The following is a 21123-nucleotide window of genomic DNA, read 5'->3' on the forward strand; positions in this document are numbered from 1 at the left end:
GCTGATCAGGGCCGGGAAGGTGATCGGCGACGAACAGGGTGGCGGCTCCTCCGCCGCTCTGGACCGCCTATGCCGGCTGGCCAAGATCACGTCGAACTCCTCGCCCGCATGGCGACGGCACACCGGCTCGTCGACTCTGCGGACGAGGCGCGAACCGCTTGACGGACCGAACTCCCCCGAACATCCTGGGCAACCTCCCCGTGCTCTGCGGCCCGCAGTCTTCGTGGCCGACGGGGCCAGGACCGTACGCCAGTCGGTGCACCTGACGACGGCCGGCCTCGTCGTCACCGCGTTCGCTGTGCCGGCCACGTCGGGGCGGGCCGCGCTCGCCCTTCCGGTGTGCCTGGCGCTGGCGGCCGCACTCCGTGACCTGAGCTTCGTCCGATGGCTGGTCCTCGAGCTGCCGTCGGCCGTCGTCTCCTCCCCTCTCGCCGCCGAGCTCATCCTGGCGACGACGACCCGGCGCGCCGACCGCAAGGGTCCGGTCACGATCACCGCGGCGCAGATCCAGGAGCACTCCGGGACGGCCGTCGAGGGCCCGTTCACTCCGGCGGAGTCCCGGTGCCTGCCGCTGGCGACGGTCGTGTTGCTGTGGTGCAACGAGCCGTTGCACGGCGTGCCGCCCGCCGTGGTCGCGCTGATCGGCGCGCTGGTGGCGACCTCGCCCGCGCTGGGAACGGTCCGCTTCAAGGACGGTCTGCGGACGGTGCCCTGGCCGCTGCTGTTCACGGCGGCCACGATGGCGATGGGCGTCGCCCTCTCCGACCCGGGTGCGGCCGACTGGCCGGTGGGGTGGATACCCCTGGGGGCGCCCACGCCCCCCTGGGTTCCTAGGAGCAGCCGCCTGCGCGCCGGGAGACGGGCCGCGCGGCTCGTCCGCGTGTCCAATCCTGCGACTTGGGCTTTCGGCGGGAGTCCGGCTTCGGGATGCGCTTTTCGAACCACAGGTGCGCGTACGGCTCGTCGTTGAAGGCCGGGACTTCCTGGAACCCGGCCGACCGGTAGAGCCCGATCGCGGAGTCGAGCGCCTTGTTGGTGTCCAGGCGCAGCGCCTCGCACCCGTGCGTGGCGGCCAGCGATTCCAGTTCGGCGAGGAAGCGGCGGCCCAGGCCGAGGCCCCGGGCATGCGGTGCGATCCACATGCGCTTGATCTCGGCCGGTGCGCCGACGGGGAGTTTCAGACCCGCGCAGCCGACGGCCACGCCGTGCAGCCGTGCGACGAGGAACAGACCGCGGGGGAGGCGGAGTTCGTCGGTGTCGGGCAGCAGGCTGCGGGCGGGATCGAAGCCGGCGTCGAAGCGTTCCTGGAGTTCGGAGTAGTAGGCGAGCAGGCAACTCCGGGCGTCCGGGTGATCGGGGTCGATGGTGTCCAGGGTGACTGTCGCGGCAGTCAGCAGCCGGTCGACCTCCGCCATGGCGGCGACGAGCCGGGCACGCTGCGCGGTGTTCAGAAGGGCCAGGAGGGACGCGGCCAGTTCGTCACTGCGGCCGTCGAGCGCCGCCCGCTCCGCACGGCCGGCCTCGGTGAGACAGGCCGTGCGTGCGCGCCTGTCCCGGGGCAGGGGCTCCACGGTGACCAGACCGCCGGCCTCCAAGGCGCGCAGCAGCCTGCTGACGTAACCGGAGTCGAGCCCGAGCCGCTCCCGCAGCTTCCGTACGTCTTGGCCGTCGTCGCCGATCTCCCACAGCAGCCGCGCCTGGCCGATCGGACGGTCGCGGCCCAGGTAGTGGTCGTGCAGCGCGCCCACGCGTTGGGTCACGGTGCGGTTGAAACGGCGCACCCGATCGAACTCCGCCATCTCCGGGCAATGTTCCAACCGGTCGCACAAGCACACCCGGCTCACTGTGCACGCCGGCATCCTCGGCCGTACGGGGCGCCAAGAGGCTTCCGGTTCAGGGTGTGCCACTCCCTGCTTCCGCTGCCGCCCTCTGCCCTACCTCCTCACGCCGGGGAGCCCTACGGGCCGAGTCGTCCGTGGCGGCGACGGTAGGTGCACCGGCGAAGGTGAAGAACGGCCTCTGCCTCTATCGCCAGCGCCGTTCCCCGCCTGCTGGCGATCTCCTTGACAGCCCCGTGCCGGGCAGGGGGTGACGGGGCGGTTGCGACCGTGGCCATCACCGTCTCCGGGGGCCGGTGAGGCGGCACCGGACAGGGAGCTGCTGGTGGCCGTTGCTGATCAGGGAGCCAAGTGGCTCGAGCCGGCCGGCGGGGACGGCGAGGTGGAGTTCGGGGAAGCGGGTGAACAGCATGCGCAGGCTGGTGGCGACTTCCAGGCGGGCCAGCGGAGCGCCGAGGCAGAAGTGGATTCCGTGGCCGAAGGCCAGGTGATCCTGGGCGGGGCGGCGGATGTTGAAGGTGTCGGCGTCGTCGTGCCAGCCGGGGTGGCGGTTGGCGGCGGCGTAGGAGGCGAGGATCGCCTCACCCCGGGCGATGGTCTGCCCGTCGGGCAGAGTGACATCAGTGACGGCGAAACGGAGCGGTAGGTGCTTGACAGCCGGCTCCAGACGCAGGGTCTCCTCGACGACATCACTCCAGTCAGCTCGGCCGGCACGGACATGGGCAAGCTGCTCGGGATGGGTCAGCAGCAGGCTGACCGCCTGGTCGATCACGTTGACGGTGGTCTCGTACCCGGCGCTGATCATCAGCAGCAGAGTGTCGCGGAGCTCCGCGCCGGACAGGCCCCCGCCGTCGCCCTCCTCGTCGCGAGCTGCGATGAGCAGGGAGGTCATGTCGTCGCCGGGCTCGGCACGCCTGGCAGCGATGAGGCCGTCCAGAGCCGCGTAGAGCCGCGAGGTGTTGACCTCCTGCTCCTCGGCGCTGAGCGTGGTGTCGAAGACGCCGTCGACGACGGCACGGAAGCCCTCGCGCTGGTCGACAGGAACCCCCATGAGGTGGCCGATCACCGCGATCGGAAGTGGGTAGGCAAGATGTTCACGCAGGTCGATGACCTCTTCGGGCAGGGCTTCGATGTCGTCGAGGAGGGTCGCGACGATCCTCTCGACAACGCCGGCGAGGTCGTCGACGCGGCGGGCGGACAGCGCCGGGCCCACCAGACGGCGCAGCCGCCGGTGGTCGGCACCGTACGCCGTGAACATGTTCCGCACGCCGACCCACAGTGCCAGCGGCCAGCTCTGTACGACATCCTGGAAGTCAGGCCAGTGTGCACGGCCGTCCTTGGAGACATCCTTGCTCTTCAACAGCCTCTTAAGGACGTCGGGGTCCGTGATGGACCAGGCGGTGACGCCAAGGATGTCCACGCGGACCGCGGCACCATGACGACGCAACTGCCGGTGTTCGCCGTGGTGGTCGGCACCGGTCGGGTCGAGGACAATCGGCTTGGTGGGCTGGGCTGCCATGCAGGGCCTGCCTTCTTCGTCGAGGGTCTGAGCTGATCCGTCGCTCCGGCACAGCACGGGTCCGGCGAACGTTGCTGCGGACGTTGCTCCAGAACCGACTGGTGGAGGGCGGTCATCGGGGCAGTTCGGGAAGGAGGAGGCGTTCAGCGGCAGGAGTCGGTGACGCCGGAGGCGGGCTGCCCGACAAGCCGCCGATGCCCCCACCCGGCGGGGACTGGGACCATGGAGGTCCGAGACTCCTGTGTAGCCGAGTCCTCAACGGCCGCGCCCCGAAATTACCGACTCACGACGCAAAGTGACTGATTGGCCGGATCCAATGCTTCAAGGCCGCCACCGCAGTCACCCTGACCGCGACGCTCCCGGTGAGAGGGCGAAGAGGAAGCTCCTCACTGACTCGGGACTGCTGCAGCCGGTCCGATGCCCTCAACACAACTCGTGGCAAGGGAGTTTCACACCCCGGCAGGGTACGGAGGGGCTACGCTCACGCGGACCCGCCGACGGGCTCCCTTCTCCGGCACCCCGCCGTCGACCGGTGCCTGCATCTGGGTGCACCCCTGCTGGTGGGCAGGGAAATAAGTCGCCTCGTCGGCCTCGATATGCCGGCGCCGAGGAATGGTTCGCTCGCCCCCGGCCTCCAGCGTCACGGACCGGAGCAGAGCGACCGTTCGATTACCTTTTTCGATTCGAGACGCTCATCGCATGAGCATGCAAGGACGCCCGAACGCCTTCCCGTCCCCTGCGTAGCACGAATTCGCTGGGTAAACGCACCGTGCGCCACAGGGGTCACGGACCCGCTCACGGTCCGCCGATTTCACGGTGTATGCACCCATCTTTCCAGGCACCGGGAGGGCTTGCGTCCCGTGGCGGGTGATGGTGAAAATGCTGCCGATCCGGCCCTGAAGCCCGTTGCGGACGGGAGCCGAGAGGACTGAGGAACCATGCGGGACGACGCCGATCAGATCCGAACACTCATCGAAGGCTGGGCCGAAGCGGTGCACCAGGGCCGTATCGACACCGTCGTCGCGGATCACGCCGAGGACATCGTGATGTTCGACGTTCCGCCGCCCTACCGGGGCGTACGCGGGGTCGACGCCTACCGCAAGGTCTGGCCGGACTTCTTCGCATGGCAGGCTCAGGGGGCGGCCTTCGATATCGAGGAGCTGGAGGTCACCGCGGGAGAGGACGTCGCCTTCGCCCACGCCCTGGTGCGATGCGGCACAGAGGACGAACTCGCGGCTCACCCCGGGCTCCGGCTGCGGCTCACCCTCGGGCTGCGCAAGGAGGCGGGCCGCTGGGTGGTCGCGCACGAGCACCACTCCTTCCCCGACCTGAGCGACCCCGGCGCCGAGGCCGAGGTCCGTACGGTGCACGAGAACTGGTTCGACAGAACGGCGGCGAAGGACCTGGACGGCGTGATGCAGCACATCGCGGACGACATCGTCTCCTACGAGCACGACACCCCTCTGCAGTACGTGGGGAGGGACCAGGTGCGGGAGGTGTGCCGACAGGGTCTGGACTGGGCGCCGGGGTCCGTGACCTGGGACGTTCCTGACATGCGCGTGCTGATCCGCGACGACATCGCCGTCGTCTGGGGCCTGAACCACATGACCGCTGGGGAGGCCGACGGCACGACCACGGAGTCCTGGTCACGGGGCACCCGGGTGCTCCAGCGGAGGAACGGCGAGTGGACCATGGTCCACCAGCACGTCTCCTACCCCTACGACCCCCAGACCGGCGAGGCGAGGACCGAACTCCATCCGTGACGAGCCTCCGGAGCCGGGCCCGGTTCGGCTGACGCCCCATCCGGGGTCCTGGGCCTGGCGGGCGGTGACGGTGTCGCGGTAGCGGTGACGGCCGGAGCCCACACCCTCAGCTTGTCCTGCCCTCCAGACGTGGGCCTGAGCTGGTCCTTCGTAAGATCGGCGGACCCAGGCCGGAACTGCTCGCCGGAAGGCTACGGCCGCCGAGCACGCCCCACTCGAACGCCTCGGCGCCCTCACCACGGCCGCCGCCCGGACTCCCCGACGGAGCGCTGGTCCACATCGACGGACTGCCGAGATACCTCCAGAGGCCCCGACCGCGCACGGCGTCGCCCTCGGTGCCATCGAGGACGAACCCGGCATGATCAACCTCTTCTACGGCCCCGCATATCTGGGACCGGGACCACCGTCCGCGTTGTGGATCGCCGGTGCTTCTGGCTCAACGGAACGCCGTACTCCTGCGCGGCAATGTGCGCTCAAGCACGACCGGCACCAGCAGGCCACCCAGCCCGGGCAGGCGCCAACACGCCGCATTGACCTGGTTCGCCGATGCCGGGGTCCCCGTACACGTCCTCCGCAGGATCGCGGGCCACGGTTCGCTGACCACCACCCAGCGCTACCTGCACCCGGACGTCCGCAAGATCACGGCGACCGGGGCGGCGCTCTCGGCCCGCTTCAACGTGCTGCGTACACCACGCTCGCTGCCGGGCCCCGTCGTCATGGCCCGCTGACCCGATGCCCCGGTCAAGGACGTCGGACCTCCAGTTGGTCCCCAACCCGGTCCCCGAAAATGATCAAGGGCCTGTCTCGGATTGCTCCGAAACCGGCCCTGATCTACGACTGTCTCCAGTCGGGACGACAGGATTTGAACCTGCGACCCCTTGACCCCCAGTCAAGTGCGCTACCAAGCTGCGCCACGTCCCGGTGCCCGTCTGACCTGGGGTTTCCCCTGGCCGAACGCGCATGAGAACAATACCGCACTCCAGCGGGTGGTCACGAACCCCTTTCCCCGCTTGACCTCAAGTTTGGTTGAGGTTGGATGCTCGGTGGCATGACGAACATGACCGCCGCACCGGTACGCGGCCTCCACGGCTCCTATGACTTCCACGACCTCGGCCGCCTGATCTCCCTGATGACCGGCGCCGAGAAGCACGCCCCCGCCGCGCACTCCACCACGGACGCGCTCTGGGTGCTCTACGACCGGGTCCTGCGCGTGACGCCCGCCACCGCCGACGATCCCGGGCGGGACCGCTTCCTCCTCTCCAAGGGCCACGGCCCCATGGCGTACTACGCCGTCCTGGCGGCCCACGGGTTCTTCGACGAGGAGGTGCTGCGCGGCTTCGGGACGTACGGTTCGCCGCTCGGGCACCACCCGGACCGGCTGCTCGTCCCGGGGGCGGAAATCGGCAGCGGCTCGCTCGGGCACGGTCTGCCGCTGGCCGTCGGGACCGTCCTCGGCCTGCGGGCGCAGGGGCTCACCGACCCCCGGGTCTGGGTGCTGGTCGGTGACGCCGAGCTGGACGAGGGCAGCAACCACGAGGCCATCGCCCACGCCGGACCGGCCGGGCTGGAGCAGCTCCACACCCTGGTGATCGACAACGCCTCCGCCACCCACGGCTGGCCCGGTGGCATCGCCTCCCGGTTCGAGGCCGCCGGCTGGTCGGCGGCGACGGTGGACGGCCGCGACCACGAGGCCCTGTACGCGGCCTTCACCGCGCCCCACCCCGGCCGGCCCCGGGCCGTGGTCGCCCGCGTCGAGCCCAAGCGCTGATCCTCCCCGTACGTCCCGACCCAGACCAGCCGAGTCCGGTCCAGACCGTTCCAGACCGGCGGATTCCCAGGAGGAACCCTTCCCATGGACACCATGCGTGACCGATTCATCACCACCACCTCGCAGCTCCTGGAGGAGGAGCCCCGGTTGGCCGTCGTGCTCGCCGACATCAGTGCCGACGGCTTCGCCCCGGCCCGGCGGGCTCACCCGGACCGGGTGATCAACGTCGGCATCAGGGAGCAGCTGCTGATCGGCGCCGGGGCGGGGATGGCGCTGACCGGGATGCGGCCGATCATGCACACCTTCGCCAGCTTCCTGGTCGAGCGGCCGTTCGAGCAGGTCAAGCTGGACTTCGGCCACCAGGGGGTGGGCGGGATCCTGGTCAGCGCCGGGGGCTCGTACGACTGGCCCGCCGGGGGCTTCACCCATATGTCACCGGGCGATGTGGCGCTCCTGGACACTCTGGAGGGCTGGACGGTCCATGTGCCGGGTCACCCCGACGAGGCGGAGGCGCTGCTGCGGGGCGCGGTGGACGGCGATGACCGGGTGTACGTACGCCTCTCCCTCCAGGCCAACCGGGAGGCGCGGCCGGTGGGCGGTGACGGCGGGTTCTCCGTCGTGCGCGAGGGGCGGGCCGGGACCGTCGTCGCGGTCGGCCCGATGCTCGACAACGTCCTGACGGCCACGGAGGGGCTGGACGTGAGCGTGCTGTACGCGACGACCGTCCGGCCGTTCGACGCGGCGGGCCTGCGCCGGGCCGTGGGGGCGGGCGCGAGTGCGGGTGCGGGTGCCGATGTGGTGATCGTGGAGCCCTATCTGGCCGGTACGTCGACGGCGCGGGCGAACGAGGCGCTGATGGAGGTGCCGCACCGAGTGCTCGGCCTGGGGGTGGGACGCGCCGAGCTTCGGCGGTACGGACAGCTCGACGAGCATCTGGCGGCGCACGGGCTGGACGCACCGGGGCTGCGGGAGCGGATCACCGGATTCCTGCGGGGCTGAGGCGGCGGCCCGGGCCGGACCCGTGTTGCGGACTCGTGTGCGTGTACGCGAAGACTCGTGTGCGTGTACGCCAGGATTCGTGAGCGTGTACGCGAAGGGGCTCGGTCGGCACACCTGCCGGGGCGGCCCCCGCGCCGTGCGCAGGCCCCGTCCACCGAACCCGGCCGATGCCCCCTCCGCACCCACCAGAGGGGGCACACCCCCTCACCCCTCCCCCGGCCCCGCCAGCTCCGGGTGGGCCGCCAGCAGGCGGCGGGGGGCTACCTGGCTCCAGGCGTCGGCGAGGATGGCGGCCAGTTCGTCCGCGCCCTCCACAGCGGCCAGCCGGACCCGCAGCCAGGCGTAGTGGTCGTCGTGGCCCTCCTTGAGGAAGAACTTCTCCGGCTCGGCCGCGATCAGCTCCGCCCGGTCCTCCTTGGGGCACTTCACCCCCATGGCCGTGTCGTCGTCGCCCAGCGAGGCGAAGATCCTGCCCGCCACCCGGAAGGTGGGCTGTCCCCAGGCGAGCTTCTCGCTCGTGTCGGGCAGGGAGAGGGCTGCCGAGCGCACGGCTGCGGCGGTGACGCCGCCCGCCTTCCCGCTCCTGGTCCTTCTGGCGGTCATCCCGGTGCTCCGATATCCCGATCCGGTGGCCCCCGGCGGCCGTTGCCGGGATTCGACCGTAGCCCCCGGCACGGACATCCGCCCCCGGCCGGGGTCCCGTCGCACCCGGACCGACGGGCTCCGCAGACCCATTGACCCCGTCGGAGCCGTGAACCTACCCTGAACGGCGTACTTCAGAAAGCGCTTTCTACATCCCACAGTCGGCACCTACCGCACAGGGAGCGCCCCATGAAACGCCGTTCGTCACGCCGGGCCGGCCGCATCGGCCGTTCCTCCGGAAGACCCTCCCCCCTCATCGCCGTCACCTCGCTCCTGGCGCTGGTCCTCGCCCTGCTGGTGGCGGTGCCGCCGGGTGCGCAGGCGGCGGCTCCGTACCGGGTGCTCGTCTACTCCGAGGTCACCAACTTCACCCATGACTCCATTCCGGCCGGGATCGAGGCGGTGCGGAAGCTCGGGGCCGAGCACGGCTTCGAGGTGGAGGCGAACGACGACTCCGCCGTCTTCAACGACGCCGATCTCGGCCGCTTCCAGGCCGTCGTCTTCAACAACACCAACTCCACCCCGGAGTCGGGGGACTTGCTGAACGCCGACGAGCGGGCCTCGCTCCAGCGGTTCATCCGTGCGGGCGGCGGCTGGGTGGGCGTGCACGCGGCGTCGGCCAGTGAGCGGAACTGGGAGTGGTACGAGGGACTGGTCGGCGCGATCTTCGACCAGCACCCCGCGGTGCAGACGGGCCGGATCAAGGTCCTGGACCGCGCCCACCCGTCCACCGAGCATCTGCCGGAGCTGTGGGAGCGGACGGAGGAGTGGTACAACTGGCGCTCCAATCCGACCTCCAAGGTGCACACCCTCGCCCAGATCAAGGTGCGTGACGGGGTCACCGGCCTCGACGAGGGCGTGGACCACCCGTTCTCCTGGTGCCAGAACTACGACGGCGGGCGCTCCTGGTTCACCGCGGGCGGCCACGACAAGGCCGCATTCCAGGAGGAGGGCTTCGTCAACCATCTGCTCGGCGGCATCCGGTGGGCGGCCGGTGCGGCGGAGGGCGACTGCACCGCGACGCGTACCGGGTCGTTCCAGCGTACGTCGCTCGCGACGAGCGATCTGGCCGACCCGTTCGAGCTGGCCGTCGCCCCGGACCGCCGGGTGTTCTTCGCCCAGCGGACCGGAAAACTGAAGGTGATCGACCAGGTCACGATGAAGGTGTCGACCGCGCTGGACTTCGCGTACACGCCGGAGATGACCAGCCAGTCGGACGGGCTGCTGGGGCTGACCCTGGACCCCGGGTTCGCGGAGAACAACTGGCTCTATCTGCTCTACTCCGACAAGGTCGAGAAGCGGCTCAACCTCTCGCGCTTCACCGTGGGCGGCAACACCGTGGACCCGGCCTCCGAGAAACGGCTGCTGACCGTGCCGACGCTGCGCGGCGAGGGCCGGGCCAACTCGCACATGGCCGGTTCGCTCACCTTCGACAGGGACGGCAACCTGTACGCGGCGACCGGCGACAACACCGACCCGTTCGCCTCGGACGGCTTCACGCCCATCGACGAGGGCGAGGGCAGGCGCGCCTGGGACGCGCAGATGACCGCGGGCAACACGAACGACCTGCGCGGCAAGATCCTGCGGATCACCCCGCAGGACGACGGGACGTACACCGTGCCGGAGGGGAACCTCTTCGCCCCGGGTACGGAGAGGACCCGGCCGGAGATCTACGCGATGGGGATGCGCAACCCGTTCCGGATCACCACCGATCCGCGGAGCGGGGCGCTGATGGTCGCGGACTACGGCCCCGACGCGCGGGCCGCGGTGGCTGACCGGGGGCCTGAGGGGACCGTCGAGTACACCCGTATCACCGAGGCGGGGAACTTCGGGTGGCCGTACTGCATCGGGAACAACACTCCTTTCAACGACTACGACTTCGTGAGGAAGACGTCCGGTCCGAAGTTCGACTGCGCGGCTCCGGTCAACGACTCGCCGAACAACACGGGGCTGCGTGAGCTGCCGCCCGCCCAGCCCGCGACGGTCTGGTACGCCTACTCCGCGTCGGCCGAGTTCCCCGAGCTGGGCACCGGGGGCGGCGGGCCGATGGCCGGGCCCGTCTACGCCTACGACCCGGACAACAACTACCGCACCAAGTTCCCGGCGTACTTCGACGGCAAGGCGTTCAACTACGAGTTGACGCGACAGTGGTTCAAGACCTTCTCGTACCAGAGCCAGTACCAGACCTTCACCGATCCCCGCTTCGAGCCGGTGAAGGCGGGTGACCTCCACTCCATCAACGGCATCTTCGAGGACATGGAGTGGAACCAGCCCTTCGACGTGGACTTCGGTCCCGACGGGGCGCTGTACGTCATCGACTTCGGGCTGGGCAGTGGTACCGGGCGCGGCGGCAGCAACGAGGGCTCGGGCATCTACCGTATCGACTACGTCGGTGACGGCCGACTGCCCGACGCCAAGCTCTCCGTCGACCGGGACAGCGGTCCGGCCCCGCTCACGGTGAACTTCTCCAGCGAGGGCTCCGGGCTCTTCCTCCACGGCGACCAACCGGTCACCCATGCCTGGGACTTCGACGGGGACGGCACCACGGACTCGACCGAGGCCAACCCCTCGCACACGTACATCGCGAAGGGGCTGCACACGGCCCGGCTCACCGTCACCGGACCCGGCGGGCTGACGGCACTGGCCGTGCAGGACATCACCGTCGGCAACACCCGGCCGGAGGTGACCATCCAACAGCCCCCGGACGGAGGGACGTTCAGCTTCGGCGACACCATTCCCTTCACCGTCGAGGTGAGCGACGAGGAGGACGGGCGGAGCGGTCCGATCGACTGCTCGCGGGTCGTGGTGCAGTCGCAGCTCGGCCACGACACCCATCTGCATCCGCTCGACAACTACACCGGCTGCACGGGCGAGATCGTCACGGACGCCGGAGACAGCCACGGCCCCGGACAGAACCTCTACTACGGGATCACCGCCCAGTACGAGGACAAGGGCGCGCCGGACGCCCCCGCGCTCACCGGCTCCGCCTCACTGACCCTGCGCACCTCCTTCCGCGAGGCCGAGCACTTCATCGCGACCGGTGGCCGTAACGGCGGCGCGGAGGTGGGGAGTCGGGCGGACGCCTCGGCAGGGAAGCGGCTCATCGAGATCGAGGACGGCGACTGGGTCACCTTCGATCCGGTCCACCTCCAGGGGGTCGAATCGGTGACGGTCGGCGCCTCCTCGGGTGGGCTCGGCGGCACGGTCGAGTTCCGGTCCGGCTCCCCGACGGGCGAGTTGCTCGGTTCGGTGACCGTGCCGAACACCGGCGGCTGGGAGAAGCTCGTCTCCCCGACGACGGAGCTGAAGGACCCGGGCTCCACGACGAAGCTGTACGCCGTCTTCAGCAACCCGGAATGGAGTTCCGGCAAGGCCGACCTGCTCTCCGTCGACTGGCTGCACTTCAACGGGCCGGGCGTGGAGAAGGAGGGCGGTACGCAGGTGGCGGTGGAGGCCGAACCGGCAAGCGGTACGGCGCCGTCGACCGTCGCGCTGAGCAGCACGGTCGAACCGGCGGCGGGCCGCACGATCGCCTCGTACCACTGGGACTTCGGGGACAACGTGAAGCCGACCGGCCCCGAGGGGCCGACGGCGACGCACACCTACGACCGCAAGGGCACCTACACCGCGCATCTGACGGTCACCGACGACAAGGGCGACACGACCACCGGTGCCGTGCGCATCGATGTGGGATGAGAGGCGGAGAACGCGTGAGCAGCACACGAAGAGCCTTTCTCGGTACGTCACTCGGGGCGGCCGCAGCTGTCGGCCTGGGCTCGAAACCAGCAGCGGCGGCAGCCGGGCGGCGGGGCTGCCGCCGTATCCCGCCGTCCGGGATCGGCATGCACCTGTACACGATGCGGACACCGCTCGCGGCGGACTTCGCCGGGACGCTGGAGCGCCTCGCCGGGATCGGTTACGCGACGGTCGGAGTCAGCGGCCGGCAGGGCAACCCCCCTTCCGCGATACGGCAGATGCTGGACAGGGTGCGGTTGAGGGCGGTCCTGGAGCACGTCGGCTACGACACCGTGACCGGCTCCGGACTGCCGCAGGCCCTGGAGGACGTCCACACCCTCGGCGGGCAGTGGATCGTGGTGCCGAGCCTGCCGGGCGTACTGCACTCCCCGGCCGGATACCGTGAGGTGGCACGGCAGTTCAACCGGGCTGGGCTGGCCGCCCGGGAGTCCGGGCTCAAGCTGCTCTACCACAACCACGGCGGCGACCATGAGGTGGTGGACGGGGTCAGCCTGTACGACATCCTGCTGGCGGAGACCGATCCGGACCTGGTCGGCTTCGAGCTGGATGTGTACTGGGCGGCCAAGGGCGGCTCCTCGGCCCCGGGCGAGCTGTTCGTCCGGCATCCCGGGCGGTTCCCGGCGCTCCATGTGAAGGACATGGCGCCGAACGGGGACTTCGCGGACGTCGGGTCGGGGGTGCTGGACTTCCCGGCGATGTTCGACACCGTGCGGCAGGGCGGGGTGCGGCAGTGGCTGGTGGAGCATGACGCCCCGGCCGACCCGTTCGCCTCGGCACGGGCCAGTTACCGCTATCTGTCGCGGTTGCGCTACTGACCCGGCGGCGGTGACGACGCACGGCACGGTGGGACGTGGGTGCGGCGTGATGTGCCGTGGTGGCACGTAGAGCGGTGCTGCGTGGCGCGGTGCTGCGTGCGGGTCACGCGCCGTGCGGTCCGGTCCCGGGTGTGCGGTTCCGCGCCCGGGGCCAGAGCGCGTTCAGTGCTGCGGGGCCGCGAGGAGTTCGCCGTACCAGGCGAGGGTGGCGTCGAGAGCCGTCTCCAGCGGGGTGGGGGTGAGCCCGAAGGCCTTCTCGATGGCCGAGGAGTCGACGATCTGCGCCTCCGTGTGCTGGTAGAACATCTCCGCGTACTCCGCCATGAAGGTCTCGTCGAAAGGCCCGAAGGGGCGGGGCTCGGCAACCACGGTGACGTCGATCGGCCGCCCGGTGCGTTCCTCGACCAGCGCGAGGACCTCGCGGGTGGTACGGGCCGGGGCGGTGGGCAGGTGCCAGACCCGGCCGTGGCCTTCCGGGCGCTCCCCGAGGATGGCGAGGCCGGTGGCGACGTCACCGATGTACGTATAGCTGTGCGGCAGGTCGATGTCCCCGAGCGCGGGCACCGGCTGCCCGGTGAGGGCGGCGGGGAAGACGGCGCCGCCGAGAGTGGAGTTGAGCACGCCGGGGCCGACGAAGTCGGCGGAGCGGCCGAGGACGACGGGCAGCCTGCCCTCGCGGTGGGCGGCGAGATAGCGCGCGTCGAGTTCGGCGCGCATACGGCCCTTGCGGGTGGTCGCGTTCCACGGGGAGTCCTCGGTCATCACCGCACCGTGGGTCTCGCCGTACGGGTAGAGCGTGTCCAGGACGACGAGCCGGGCGCCCTCCTGCTCGGCCGCGCCGAGGACCGCCTCCTGGATCTTCGGCATGACCTCCACCTGGAGGTGATAGCCGACGTTGACGCAGTGGTACACGACAGCGGCCCCGGCCACGGCCGCCCGGGCTCCCTCGGGGGTGGCGACATCGGCGGCGTACCGCTCGACCCCCTCGATCGCCGGGCCGCCGCCCGAGCGGTCGACGAGCCGGACCGGGTGGCCCCGGCGGACCAGTTCCGCGGCCAGGGCCGTACCAGCGGGCCCGGAGCCGAGGACGGTGTGCAGAGCGGGTGCGGTGGTGGTGGTCATGGGGTGCCCCTTGTCGAGATCGATCCCTTCTCACTTACGTTAGAGACTATAACTCTCGCGATAGACCATCGCAATAGCGGTTGTTAGAATCTGTAACAGGGGTGAGCACGGTCGGCGAGAGGGGACCGCCATGGAACGGGCCCAGCAGGGACCGCGCGCCCGGTACCGGGAACAGACCCGCGCGGAGATCAAGAACCTGGCCCTGCGGCAGCTCGCGGAAGGCGGTGGCGGCGCCCTCGCCCTGACGCGGATCGCCAAGGAGATGGGCCTCTCCGGTCCTGCCCTCTACCGCTACTTCGCCTCCCGGGACGATCTGCTCAGCGCCCTGATCAGGGACGCGTACGACGATGCCGCGGCCGCGATGGCCCGGGCGGCGGCCCGCTCGGCGCGAGGCTCACGCGGTGGGCGGGCGCGGCTGCACGACCTGGCCGCCGCCTACCGCGCCTGGGCGATCGCGGAGCCGCACCGCTATCTGCTGATCCAGGGCGATCCGGTCCCGGGCTATGTGGCCCCGGCCGACACACTGGAGCGGGCCCGCGCGGTGCTCGGGCCCTTCCTGCCGCTCTTCGCCGCCGGGAATCCCGGTCCGGCGGTGGCCGGCACGGTGGAGGAGATGGCCGCCTGGCTGGCAGCGGACGAGACGGTGGGGGCGTGGGTGGCCCGGTACGCACCGGATGCGGTCGGCCCCGACGCGGAAGCCGACGAGGCCGGGGCGGCCGGGACCGCCGTGGAAGCTGAGGCTGTCGGGGAGGCCGACGAGGCCGAGGCTGTCGGTGAAACCCGGAGCGGAGGCGTGGACCGAGCAGCGGCCTCGGCGCTGGCGGGGGCGGTGCTGGCCTGGACCCAGTTGCACGGCTCGGTGAGCCTGGAAGTGGCCGGCCAGTTCGCCGGGATGGCGCACCGCGGCGGCACGTTGCTGGGCGCCCACATGGAGCTGCTGGCGGACGCGTTCGGGCTGGAGTGAGGGGCCCGGGAGTGAGGAGCCCGGGAGTGAGGAGCCCGGGAGTGAGGGGCCCGGGAGTGAGGGGCCCGGGGGCGTCTCGCGAAAGGGCCGGGGTCGCGCGCGGGGTGCCCGTACCGAAAGGCCGGGGGCACGCCCGAGGCGCCCGTACCGAAAGGCCGGGCTCACGCGCAGGGTGCCTGTACGGGCTCGCCCACCCACCCCCGTACGACTGGCTCCCGCAGCCCCACCCCCGTACGGCTCCCCCTCAGTCCTGCGCCGACACCGCCCCCAGCAGCTCGCGGATGCGGGCCGTGGCCGCGCGGAACTCCGGGCGCCCCAGGGTCTCGGCGTAGTCGCGCTCGGCGGGCAGCCCCACCTCGATGATCTCCGTGATGGTGCCGGGACGCGGGCTCATCACCACGACCCGGTCGGCCAGATAGACCGCCTCCGAGATCGAGTGGGTGACCAGCAGGACCGTGGTGCCGGTGGTGCGCCAGATCCGGTTCAGCTCGGTGTTCAGCTGCTCGCGGGTCAGGGCGTCGAGCGCGCCGAACGGCTCGTCCATCAGCAGGACGGGCGGCTCGTGGAGCAACGCCCGGCAGAGCGCGACCCGTTGCTGCATGCCGCCGGAGAGTTCGTGCGGGTAGGCGTCCTCGAAGCCGGTCAGGCCGGTCATCCGGATCAGCTCGTCGGCCCGGGCGCGCGCCCGGGCCGAGGGCATGCGGCGCATCTCGGCCTGGAGCAGGATGTTGCGCAGCGCGGAGCGCCACTCCAGCAGGGCCGCGCGCTGGAAGACGTAACCGATGTCGTGGCGCGGGCCCTTGACCCGTTCGCCGCCGAGCAGCACGTCGCCCGAGGAGGCCGTGAGCAGTCCGGCGACCAGTTTGAGGAGCGTGGACTTGCCGCACCCCGACGGGCCGACGATGGCGACGAACTCCCCCGGCGCGACGTCCAGCGAGATGTCGCTCAGCGCCGTCACATCGCGCTTCTTGCTGCGGAACCGGACCTCCACATCGGCCAGTTGGACCGACGCGGCTCCGACGCCCGCCCCCGTACCGGCACCGGCACCGGCACCGGCGGAAGGTGCCCGCTCGACCAAAGCCTCCCCAGCCAAAGCCTCCTCAGCCAAAGCCCGCTCGCTTGTCGCCCGCCCCTTCGGCATCGTCGTCATCCCTTCAACGCCGTCTTCGTGTCCCAGTACTCGGTCACGGCCTCCGGCGAGGCCACCATGCCCGCCTCCGCGAACACGTCGATGGTCTGCTGCCAGTCGGCCTCGGTATTGACGCCCGGCGCCTGCCCCTCCGTGGCCTCGGTGTGCAGCAGGGTGAGCGTCGTGGCGAACTGCTCCGACAGGACGGCCTCGGGCGGCAGTTGCTCGGACGCGCCCTGCATCGCGGCGACCGCGGGCCCCGGCGCCTTCGCCGCCACCGTCCACGCCTCGCTCACCGCCTGCACCATCCGCCGGGCCAACTCCGGCTTCACGGCGAGGATCTTCTGCCCGGCGAGCAGCCCGTTGGAGTAGAAGTTCAGCCCGTGCTCGGAGAATCGGAGGTACGAGACCGGCTTCTTGGCCTTGTCCTGCATGGTGGGCCCCTGGTCGCTGGCGTAACCGAGCAGCCCGTCCGTCTTCCCCGAGATCACGGCGGCGATCTTGCCCGCCGGGTCGGTGTTCTGGACCTTGACGTCCGACTCGCCGATGCCGTTCTTCTTCAGGAAGATCGGGAAGGTCTTGGAGAGCGCGTCCCCGGCCGTTCCGGCGATGGTGCGGCCCTTCAGGTCGGCGGGTGCGGTGATGCCTTCCGCGTCGAAGGACTGCACGGAGGCGGGCGTGGTCTGGAGGAAGACGCCGAGGCTCTTCACCTTGACGCCCTGGTCCACCCCGGAGAGCAGCGCCGGGGTGTCCGCCCAGCCGAAGTCCGTCTGTCCGGCGGCAGTTGCCTGGACCGTCTTCTGCGAGCCCTGGCCCGCGCGGACTTCGAGGTCGATGCCGTGCTTCTCGAAGATCTTCTGCTGCTTTCCGTAGTAGAACGGGGCGTGTTCGCCGTACGGATACCAGTTGAGCGTCAGCGTGACCCGGTCCAGCTTCTTGCCGGAGTCGCTGGTGGTGGTCGACGCGTCCCCGCCGCCGCAGGCGGTCGCGACCAGGACGAGGGGTACGGCACCGATGAGGAGTCTGCGCGCGTGCATGGGCTGGCCCTTCTCGCGACGGGTCGGTACGGGAGGCGACCCGGAATCGTCGTGCTGGCGTCAGTACGTGGTGGTGGCCGAGGTGTCCCGGCGGCTCGCGTGCCACGGGAGCAGGAGCTTCTCCGCGATCTCGACGACGACGAAGAGGACGACGCCGATCAGCGACATCACCAGCAGTCCCGCGAAGAGCATCGGGGTGTCGAGGTTGCCGTTGGCCTGGAGGATCACATAGCCGAGGCCCTCGTTCGCCCCGACGAACTCCCCGACGACGGCCCCGGTCACCGCGAGGGTGACGGCGACCTTGAGCCCCGAGAACAGATGCGGGAGCGAGGCCGGGAAGCGGATCTTCACGAAGGTCTGCCAGGGCTTCGCCCCCATGGTGGCGGAGAGTTGGAGCATCTCCGGGTCGACGGCCTTGAGGCCGGTGACCATCGAGATCACCACCGGGAAGAAGGCGATCAGGACGGCGATCAGGATCTTGGGGGCGATACCGAAGCCGAGCCACACCACGAAGAGCGGGGCGATGGCGATCTTCGGCACGACCTGGGCGAAGAGGAGGATCGGGTAGAGCGTGCGCTCGACGGTGGAGGAGTACACCATCACCACCGCGGCGAGCACCCCGACGGCGACCGCGATGACGAAGCCGAGGAGCGTCTCGTACGTCGTCACCCAGCTGTGCTGCCAGAGGTAACCCGCCTTGCCCGTCAGGACGTCGAGGGTCGCGCCGGGCGACGGTACGAGATAGGGCTCGACCACTTCGGCGGCCGCGACGGCCCACCAGAGCGCGAAGCAGGCGAGCAGCAGCGCCACCGGCCGCCAGCTCCGCTCCGCCGCCCGGGCCAGCCGCTCGCCCGCCGTGGGGCCCGCCCGGTGGGCGACCCCTGCCACCTCGGCGGTCCTCTTGGCCAACACACTCCCACTCACGGTGAACTCCCTTGAGGAAGAGGGTAGTTGTGACGAGCTGTACCATGCTGCGATGCTGTGCCGGTGAGCTGAACGCGCTTTCAGAAAGCGCTTTCTGATAAGGTGCCGCCACGCTAATGACTCGCCGCGCACACGGTCAAGAGGCCGTCCGTAAGTTTCGGGACCTGCCACCACCGCACCCTGGGGGCCGAGTTGAGTGAACGGGAACCACCGCCCCACTTCACCTCACGCCGCCGTGCCCCGGCCCCTCATGTGACGCTCGCCGCCGTGGCCCGCGAGGCGGGCGTGTCACCGGCCACCGCCTCCCGGGCGCTCAACGGCACCACCCGGGTCCGCCACGAGCTGCGCGGCCGGGTGCGCGCGGCGGCCGATCTCCTCGGCTACATCCCCAACGCCCATGCCCAGGCCCTGGCCGGCACCGACGGGAACCGTACGGTGGGACTGATCTGCCACGACGTCGGCGATCCCTACTTCGCGGGCATCGCCGGCGGGGTGATGCGGACGGCGGCGGAGCGGGACCTGCTGGTGATGCTCGCCTCCACCTTCCGTGAGCCGGCCCGGGAGATCGCGTACGTCTCGATGCTGCGGGCCCAGCGGGCGCGGGCCATCCTGCTGATCGGCTCCGGGTTCCAGGACCGGGCCTGGGAGCGGGCGATGGACGCGGAGCTGGGTCCGTATCTGCGCGCGGGCGGGCGGGTCGCGGTGGTCAGCCGGCACCGGTCGCTGCGGGTGGACGCCGTGCTGCCGGAGAACCGGGCCGGGGCCGCGAAGCTGGCGAAGGCGCTGGTGGCGCTCGGCCACCGGGAGTTCGCCGCGCTCACCGGTCCGCCCGAACTGACCACGGTGGCCGACCGGTTGGCCGGATTCCGGGACGGGCTGGCGGAGGCGGGGATCGGGCTCGGCCGGGTGGTGCGCGGGGCGTTCACCCGGGAGGGCGGGCATGACGCGGCCCGGCGGTTGCTGGCCGCCGGTGGCCCCCGGCCGACCTGTCTCTTCGCGGTGACCGACGTGATGGCGGTCGGCGCGCTGGCCGCGCTGCGCGAGGCGGGGGTGCGGGTGCCGGAGGACATGTCGCTGGCGGGGTTCGACGACATCCCTCTCGTACGGGAGCTGTCGCCTCCGCTGTCCACGGTCGCGCTGCCGCTCGCCGTGATGGGTGAGCGCGTGATCGCCCTGGCCCTGCGCACCCCGTCGGGGGCCGGGCGGTCGCGGGTGGTGCGGGTCGACGGGGAGGTGGTACTGCGGGGCAGCACGGGTGCCCCGCCCGGGAGTTGAGGCGCGCGGCCCGGGTGTTCAGGGGTGCCGGTAGCCCTCCCGGTGGTCGATCTGGCGGACGAGTTCCTGGGCGAGTGACTTGATGGTGTCGAGCCCGGCGCGGCCCCAGGGGCGGGGCACGGTGTCCACGGCGCAGACGGTGCCCAGGGCGATGCCCGTACGGTCGATGAGGGGTGCGCCGAGATAGGAGCGCACGCCTATGTCGTCGACGACCGGATTGCCGGCGAAGCGCGGGTAGTCGCAGACATCGTCCAGGACCAGGGCCTTGCGCCGTACGACGACGTGCGGGCAGTAGCCGCGGTCGCGGGCCATGTAGCGCGCGGTGCGGCTGCTGCTCGCCGCGGTGGCCCCCAGGTCCCGTCCGCCGCTGTTGCCCGCCGGGGTGTGCAGTCCCGCGAAGAACTGCCGGTTCTCGTCGATGAAGTTGACCATCGAGAAGGGCGATTCGGTCACTTCGGCGACCTTGTCGGCGAAGGCGTCGAAGTTGTCGAACGAGGCGTCGGACCGTTCACCGAGGTCCAGCCGCCGCAGCCGCTCCGCGCGGGCCGGGCCGTCCCGGTCGGCGGGGGTCAGCAGCATCCGGCCGGTGGCGAAGGACGTCACTGGTGGGCTCCGAAGGCCTGGAGCGGCGCGGGCGCGGAGGTGGCGTTGATCAGATGCTGTACGAGGGTGACCAGCGCCCCCGTACCGGAGCTGGCGATCCGTGCGTCGCACAGGACGACGGGGACCGCGGGTCCGAGGTCGAGTGCGGCCCGGATCTCCTCGGGTTCGTAGCGGTAGGCGCCGTCGAACTCGTTGACGGCGACGATGAAGCCGATGCCGCGCCGCTCGAAGAAGTCCACGGCGGCGAAGCACTCGGCCAGCCGCCGGGTGTCGGCGAGCACCACGGCGCCGAGCGCGCCCTGGGAGAGTTCGTCCCACATGAACCAGAACCGCTCCTGCCCCGGGGTGCCGAACAGGTACAGCACATGCTGTTCGGAGAGCGTGATGCGGCCGAAGTCCATGGCGACGGTGGTGGCCGTCTTGGACTCGACGCCCTCCAGGTTGTCGGTGCCCACGCTGACCTGGGTGAGCAGCTCCTCCGTGCTCAGCGGAGCGATTTCGCTGACCGCGCCGACGAAGGTCGTCTTGCCGACACCGAAGCCGCCCGCGACCAGGACCTTGAGGGCCACGGGGAAGAACTCGGCGGTTCCGGTGCGGTCAGAGCTGTCGTCGTAAACCATCGAGCACTGCCTCCAGCAGGGATCGGTCGGTGGGTGTGTCGTGGAAAGCGGGGGCGTGCGCGGTGACCGCGCCGCAGTCGACCAGGTCGGAGAGGAGCACCTTGGTGACGACCGCGGGCAGCCGGAGGTGCGCGGCGATCTCGGCGACGGACATGGGCCCCTCGCACAGTCCGAGGGCCACGGTGTGCTCGGGGCCGAGGTGGATGTCCGGTTCGATGCCCGTGGCCATGACCAGGGAGAGCAGATCGAAGCCGGTGGACGGCCGGGTGCGGCCGTTGCTGACGGTGTACGGGCGGATCAGCCGGCCGGCCGCGTCGTCGAGCAGGGGCCCGTCCTGCGGGGCCGGCAT

The 21123-nt window shown here is 70.8% G+C and carries 17 protein-coding genes, 1 tRNA gene and 3 pseudogenes; 10 read left to right on the forward strand and 11 right to left on the reverse strand.

Features of this window, described 5'->3' with window-relative positions; genetic code table 11:
- Window positions 1-208 precede the first annotated feature (208 nt).
- Window positions 209-829 (forward strand): annotated as a pseudogene (locus tag DJ476_RS02560) (SLC13 family permease); the annotation flags it as partial.
- Window position 830: 1 nt separating this feature from the next.
- Here DJ476_RS02560 and DJ476_RS02565 read toward each other — a convergent pair.
- Complete coding sequence (locus DJ476_RS02565) at window positions 831-1799, reverse strand: helix-turn-helix domain-containing GNAT family N-acetyltransferase (RefSeq protein WP_318294313.1); 969 nt, start codon at window positions 1797-1799, stop codon at window positions 831-833.
- Window positions 1800-2115: 316 nt separating this feature from the next.
- The gene (locus tag DJ476_RS02570) at window positions 2116-3357 is read right to left on the reverse strand and encodes a cytochrome P450 family protein (RefSeq protein ID WP_112489712.1); all 1242 of its coding nucleotides are present in this window, start codon (window positions 3355-3357) and stop codon (window positions 2116-2118) included.
- A 938-nt stretch (window positions 3358-4295) separates the two neighbouring features.
- On the opposite strand from DJ476_RS02570, the pseudogene DJ476_RS35330 reads away from it, so the two are divergent.
- The 3 genes and pseudogenes from DJ476_RS35330 to DJ476_RS34370 form a co-directional block, all read left to right on the forward strand.
- Window positions 4296-4697, forward strand: a pseudogene (locus tag DJ476_RS35330) (YybH family protein); the annotation flags it as partial.
- 66 nt (window positions 4698-4763) lie between these two features.
- Window positions 4764-5120, forward strand: a pseudogene (locus tag DJ476_RS35335) (YybH family protein); the annotation flags it as partial.
- A gap of 530 nt (window positions 5121-5650) precedes the next feature.
- Window positions 5651-5848: a hypothetical protein gene (locus tag DJ476_RS34370; protein ID WP_404827450.1), complete on the forward strand. Its 198-nt coding sequence runs from the start codon at window positions 5651-5653 to the stop codon at window positions 5846-5848.
- A 119-nt stretch (window positions 5849-5967) separates the two neighbouring features.
- Here DJ476_RS34370 and DJ476_RS02585 read toward each other — a convergent pair.
- Window positions 5968-6041 (reverse strand) — tRNA-Pro (locus tag DJ476_RS02585).
- Between the two features lie 127 nt (window positions 6042-6168).
- On the opposite strand from DJ476_RS02585, the gene DJ476_RS02590 reads away from it, so the two are divergent.
- Window positions 6169-6888: a thiamine pyrophosphate-dependent enzyme gene (locus DJ476_RS02590; protein ID WP_070202090.1), complete on the forward strand. Its 720-nt coding sequence runs from the start codon at window positions 6169-6171 to the stop codon at window positions 6886-6888.
- A gap of 84 nt (window positions 6889-6972) precedes the next feature.
- Window positions 6973-7887 carry a transketolase family protein gene (locus tag DJ476_RS02595; RefSeq protein ID WP_112489715.1) on the forward strand — a complete coding sequence of 305 codons (915 nt, stop codon included), beginning with the start codon at window positions 6973-6975 and terminating at the stop codon, window positions 7885-7887.
- A gap of 204 nt (window positions 7888-8091) precedes the next feature.
- On the opposite strand, the gene DJ476_RS02600 is transcribed toward DJ476_RS02595, so the two are convergent.
- Complete coding sequence (locus DJ476_RS02600; protein WP_103417258.1) at window positions 8092-8490, reverse strand: MmcQ/YjbR family DNA-binding protein; 399 nt, start codon at window positions 8488-8490, stop codon at window positions 8092-8094.
- A gap of 228 nt (window positions 8491-8718) precedes the next feature.
- Here DJ476_RS02600 and DJ476_RS02605 point away from each other — a divergent pair, with 228 nt between their 5' ends.
- Both DJ476_RS02605 and DJ476_RS02610 read left to right on the forward strand, forming a co-directional pair.
- Window positions 8719-12225 (forward strand): ThuA domain-containing protein, encoded by a 3507-nt coding sequence (locus DJ476_RS02605; protein WP_112489716.1) that lies wholly within the window; start codon window positions 8719-8721, stop codon window positions 12223-12225.
- 146 nt (window positions 12226-12371) lie between these two features.
- On the forward strand, window positions 12372-13100 hold the full coding sequence (locus tag DJ476_RS02610) for a sugar phosphate isomerase/epimerase family protein (RefSeq protein ID WP_112489717.1): 729 nt from the start codon (window positions 12372-12374) through the stop codon (window positions 13098-13100).
- Window positions 13101-13262: 162 nt separating this feature from the next.
- Here DJ476_RS02610 and DJ476_RS02615 read toward each other — a convergent pair whose 3' ends face one another.
- Window positions 13263-14222: an NAD-dependent epimerase/dehydratase family protein gene (locus DJ476_RS02615; RefSeq protein ID WP_112489718.1), complete on the reverse strand. Its 960-nt coding sequence runs from the start codon at window positions 14220-14222 to the stop codon at window positions 13263-13265.
- Window positions 14223-14352: 130 nt separating this feature from the next.
- Here DJ476_RS02615 and DJ476_RS02620 point away from each other — a divergent pair, with 130 nt between their 5' ends.
- On the forward strand, window positions 14353-15186 hold the full coding sequence (locus DJ476_RS02620; protein WP_112489719.1) for a TetR/AcrR family transcriptional regulator: 834 nt from the start codon (window positions 14353-14355) through the stop codon (window positions 15184-15186).
- A 244-nt stretch (window positions 15187-15430) separates the two neighbouring features.
- Here DJ476_RS02620 and DJ476_RS02625 read toward each other — a convergent pair whose 3' ends face one another.
- Genes DJ476_RS02625 through DJ476_RS02635 form a run of 3 tightly spaced genes read right to left on the reverse strand, consistent with a single transcriptional unit; the run spans window position 15431 to window position 18276 of the window.
- Window positions 15431-16327, reverse strand: a complete 897-nt coding sequence (locus DJ476_RS02625; protein ID WP_318294864.1) for an ABC transporter ATP-binding protein — start codon at window positions 16325-16327, stop codon at window positions 15431-15433.
- A 5-nt stretch (window positions 16328-16332) separates the two neighbouring features.
- The gene (locus DJ476_RS02630; protein WP_112489721.1) at window positions 16333-17352 is read right to left on the reverse strand and encodes an ABC transporter substrate-binding protein; all 1020 of its coding nucleotides are present in this window, start codon (window positions 17350-17352) and stop codon (window positions 16333-16335) included.
- A gap of 60 nt (window positions 17353-17412) precedes the next feature.
- The gene (locus DJ476_RS02635) at window positions 17413-18276 is read right to left on the reverse strand and encodes an ABC transporter permease (protein ID WP_112489722.1); all 864 of its coding nucleotides are present in this window, start codon (window positions 18274-18276) and stop codon (window positions 17413-17415) included.
- 252 nt (window positions 18277-18528) lie between these two features.
- Here DJ476_RS02635 and DJ476_RS02640 point away from each other — a divergent pair, with 252 nt between their 5' ends.
- Window positions 18529-19551, forward strand: a complete 1023-nt coding sequence (locus DJ476_RS02640; protein ID WP_112489723.1) for a LacI family DNA-binding transcriptional regulator — start codon at window positions 18529-18531, stop codon at window positions 19549-19551.
- Between the two features lie 18 nt (window positions 19552-19569).
- Here the strand turns inward: DJ476_RS02640 and DJ476_RS02645 are convergent, their stop codons facing one another.
- From DJ476_RS02645 to DJ476_RS02655, 3 genes are read right to left on the reverse strand one after another with little or no spacing between them, the layout of a single operon-like run.
- Entirely contained in the window at window positions 19570-20154 is a 585-nt protein-coding gene (locus tag DJ476_RS02645) for a GAF domain-containing protein (RefSeq protein ID WP_112489724.1), read from the reverse strand.
- A complete protein-coding gene (locus DJ476_RS02650; RefSeq protein ID WP_018492060.1) occupies window positions 20151-20774 on the reverse strand; it encodes a GTP-binding protein in 624 nt (207 codons plus the stop codon). Before DJ476_RS02650 ends, DJ476_RS02645 begins: the two co-directional genes overlap by 4 nt.
- Window positions 20752-21123, reverse strand: a complete 372-nt coding sequence (locus tag DJ476_RS02655; RefSeq protein ID WP_018492059.1) for a DUF742 domain-containing protein — start codon at window positions 21121-21123, stop codon at window positions 20752-20754. The genes DJ476_RS02650 and DJ476_RS02655 overlap by 23 nt, the downstream gene beginning before the upstream one ends.

Source organism: Streptomyces bacillaris (assembly GCF_003268675.1).
In the GTDB taxonomy this organism is placed as follows: Bacteria; Actinomycetota; Actinomycetes; order Streptomycetales; family Streptomycetaceae; genus Streptomyces; species Streptomyces bacillaris.

Coding starts and splice junctions, on each gene's coding strand:
- DJ476_RS02590 (WP_070202090.1), top strand. CDS start 6,169: ATGACGAACATGACCGCCGCACCGGTACGCGGCCTCCACGGCTCCTAT.
- DJ476_RS02650 (WP_018492060.1), bottom strand. CDS start 20,774: ATGGTTTACGACGACAGCTCTGACCGCACCGGAACCGCCGAGTTCTTC.
- DJ476_RS02630 (WP_112489721.1), bottom strand. CDS start 17,352: ATGCACGCGCGCAGACTCCTCATCGGTGCCGTACCCCTCGTCCTGGTC.
- DJ476_RS02620 (WP_112489719.1), top strand. CDS start 14,353: ATGGAACGGGCCCAGCAGGGACCGCGCGCCCGGTACCGGGAACAGACC.
- DJ476_RS02570 (WP_112489712.1), bottom strand. CDS start 3,357: ATGGCAGCCCAGCCCACCAAGCCGATTGTCCTCGACCCGACCGGTGCC.
- DJ476_RS02610 (WP_112489717.1), top strand. CDS start 12,372: ATGCACCTGTACACGATGCGGACACCGCTCGCGGCGGACTTCGCCGGG.
- DJ476_RS02605 (WP_112489716.1), top strand. CDS start 8,719: ATGAAACGCCGTTCGTCACGCCGGGCCGGCCGCATCGGCCGTTCCTCC.
- DJ476_RS02600 (WP_103417258.1), bottom strand. CDS start 8,490: ATGACCGCCAGAAGGACCAGGAGCGGGAAGGCGGGCGGCGTCACCGCC.
- DJ476_RS02565 (WP_318294313.1), bottom strand. CDS start 1,799: ATGGCGGAGTTCGATCGGGTGCGCCGTTTCAACCGCACCGTGACCCAA.
- DJ476_RS02625 (WP_318294864.1), bottom strand. CDS start 16,327: ATGCCGAAGGGGCGGGCGACAAGCGAGCGGGCTTTGGCTGAGGAGGCT.
- DJ476_RS02595 (WP_112489715.1), top strand. CDS start 6,973: ATGGACACCATGCGTGACCGATTCATCACCACCACCTCGCAGCTCCTG.
- DJ476_RS02655 (WP_018492059.1), bottom strand. CDS start 21,123: ATGCCGGCCCCGCAGGACGGGCCCCTGCTCGACGACGCGGCCGGCCGG.
- DJ476_RS02615 (WP_112489718.1), bottom strand. CDS start 14,222: ATGACCACCACCACCGCACCCGCTCTGCACACCGTCCTCGGCTCCGGG.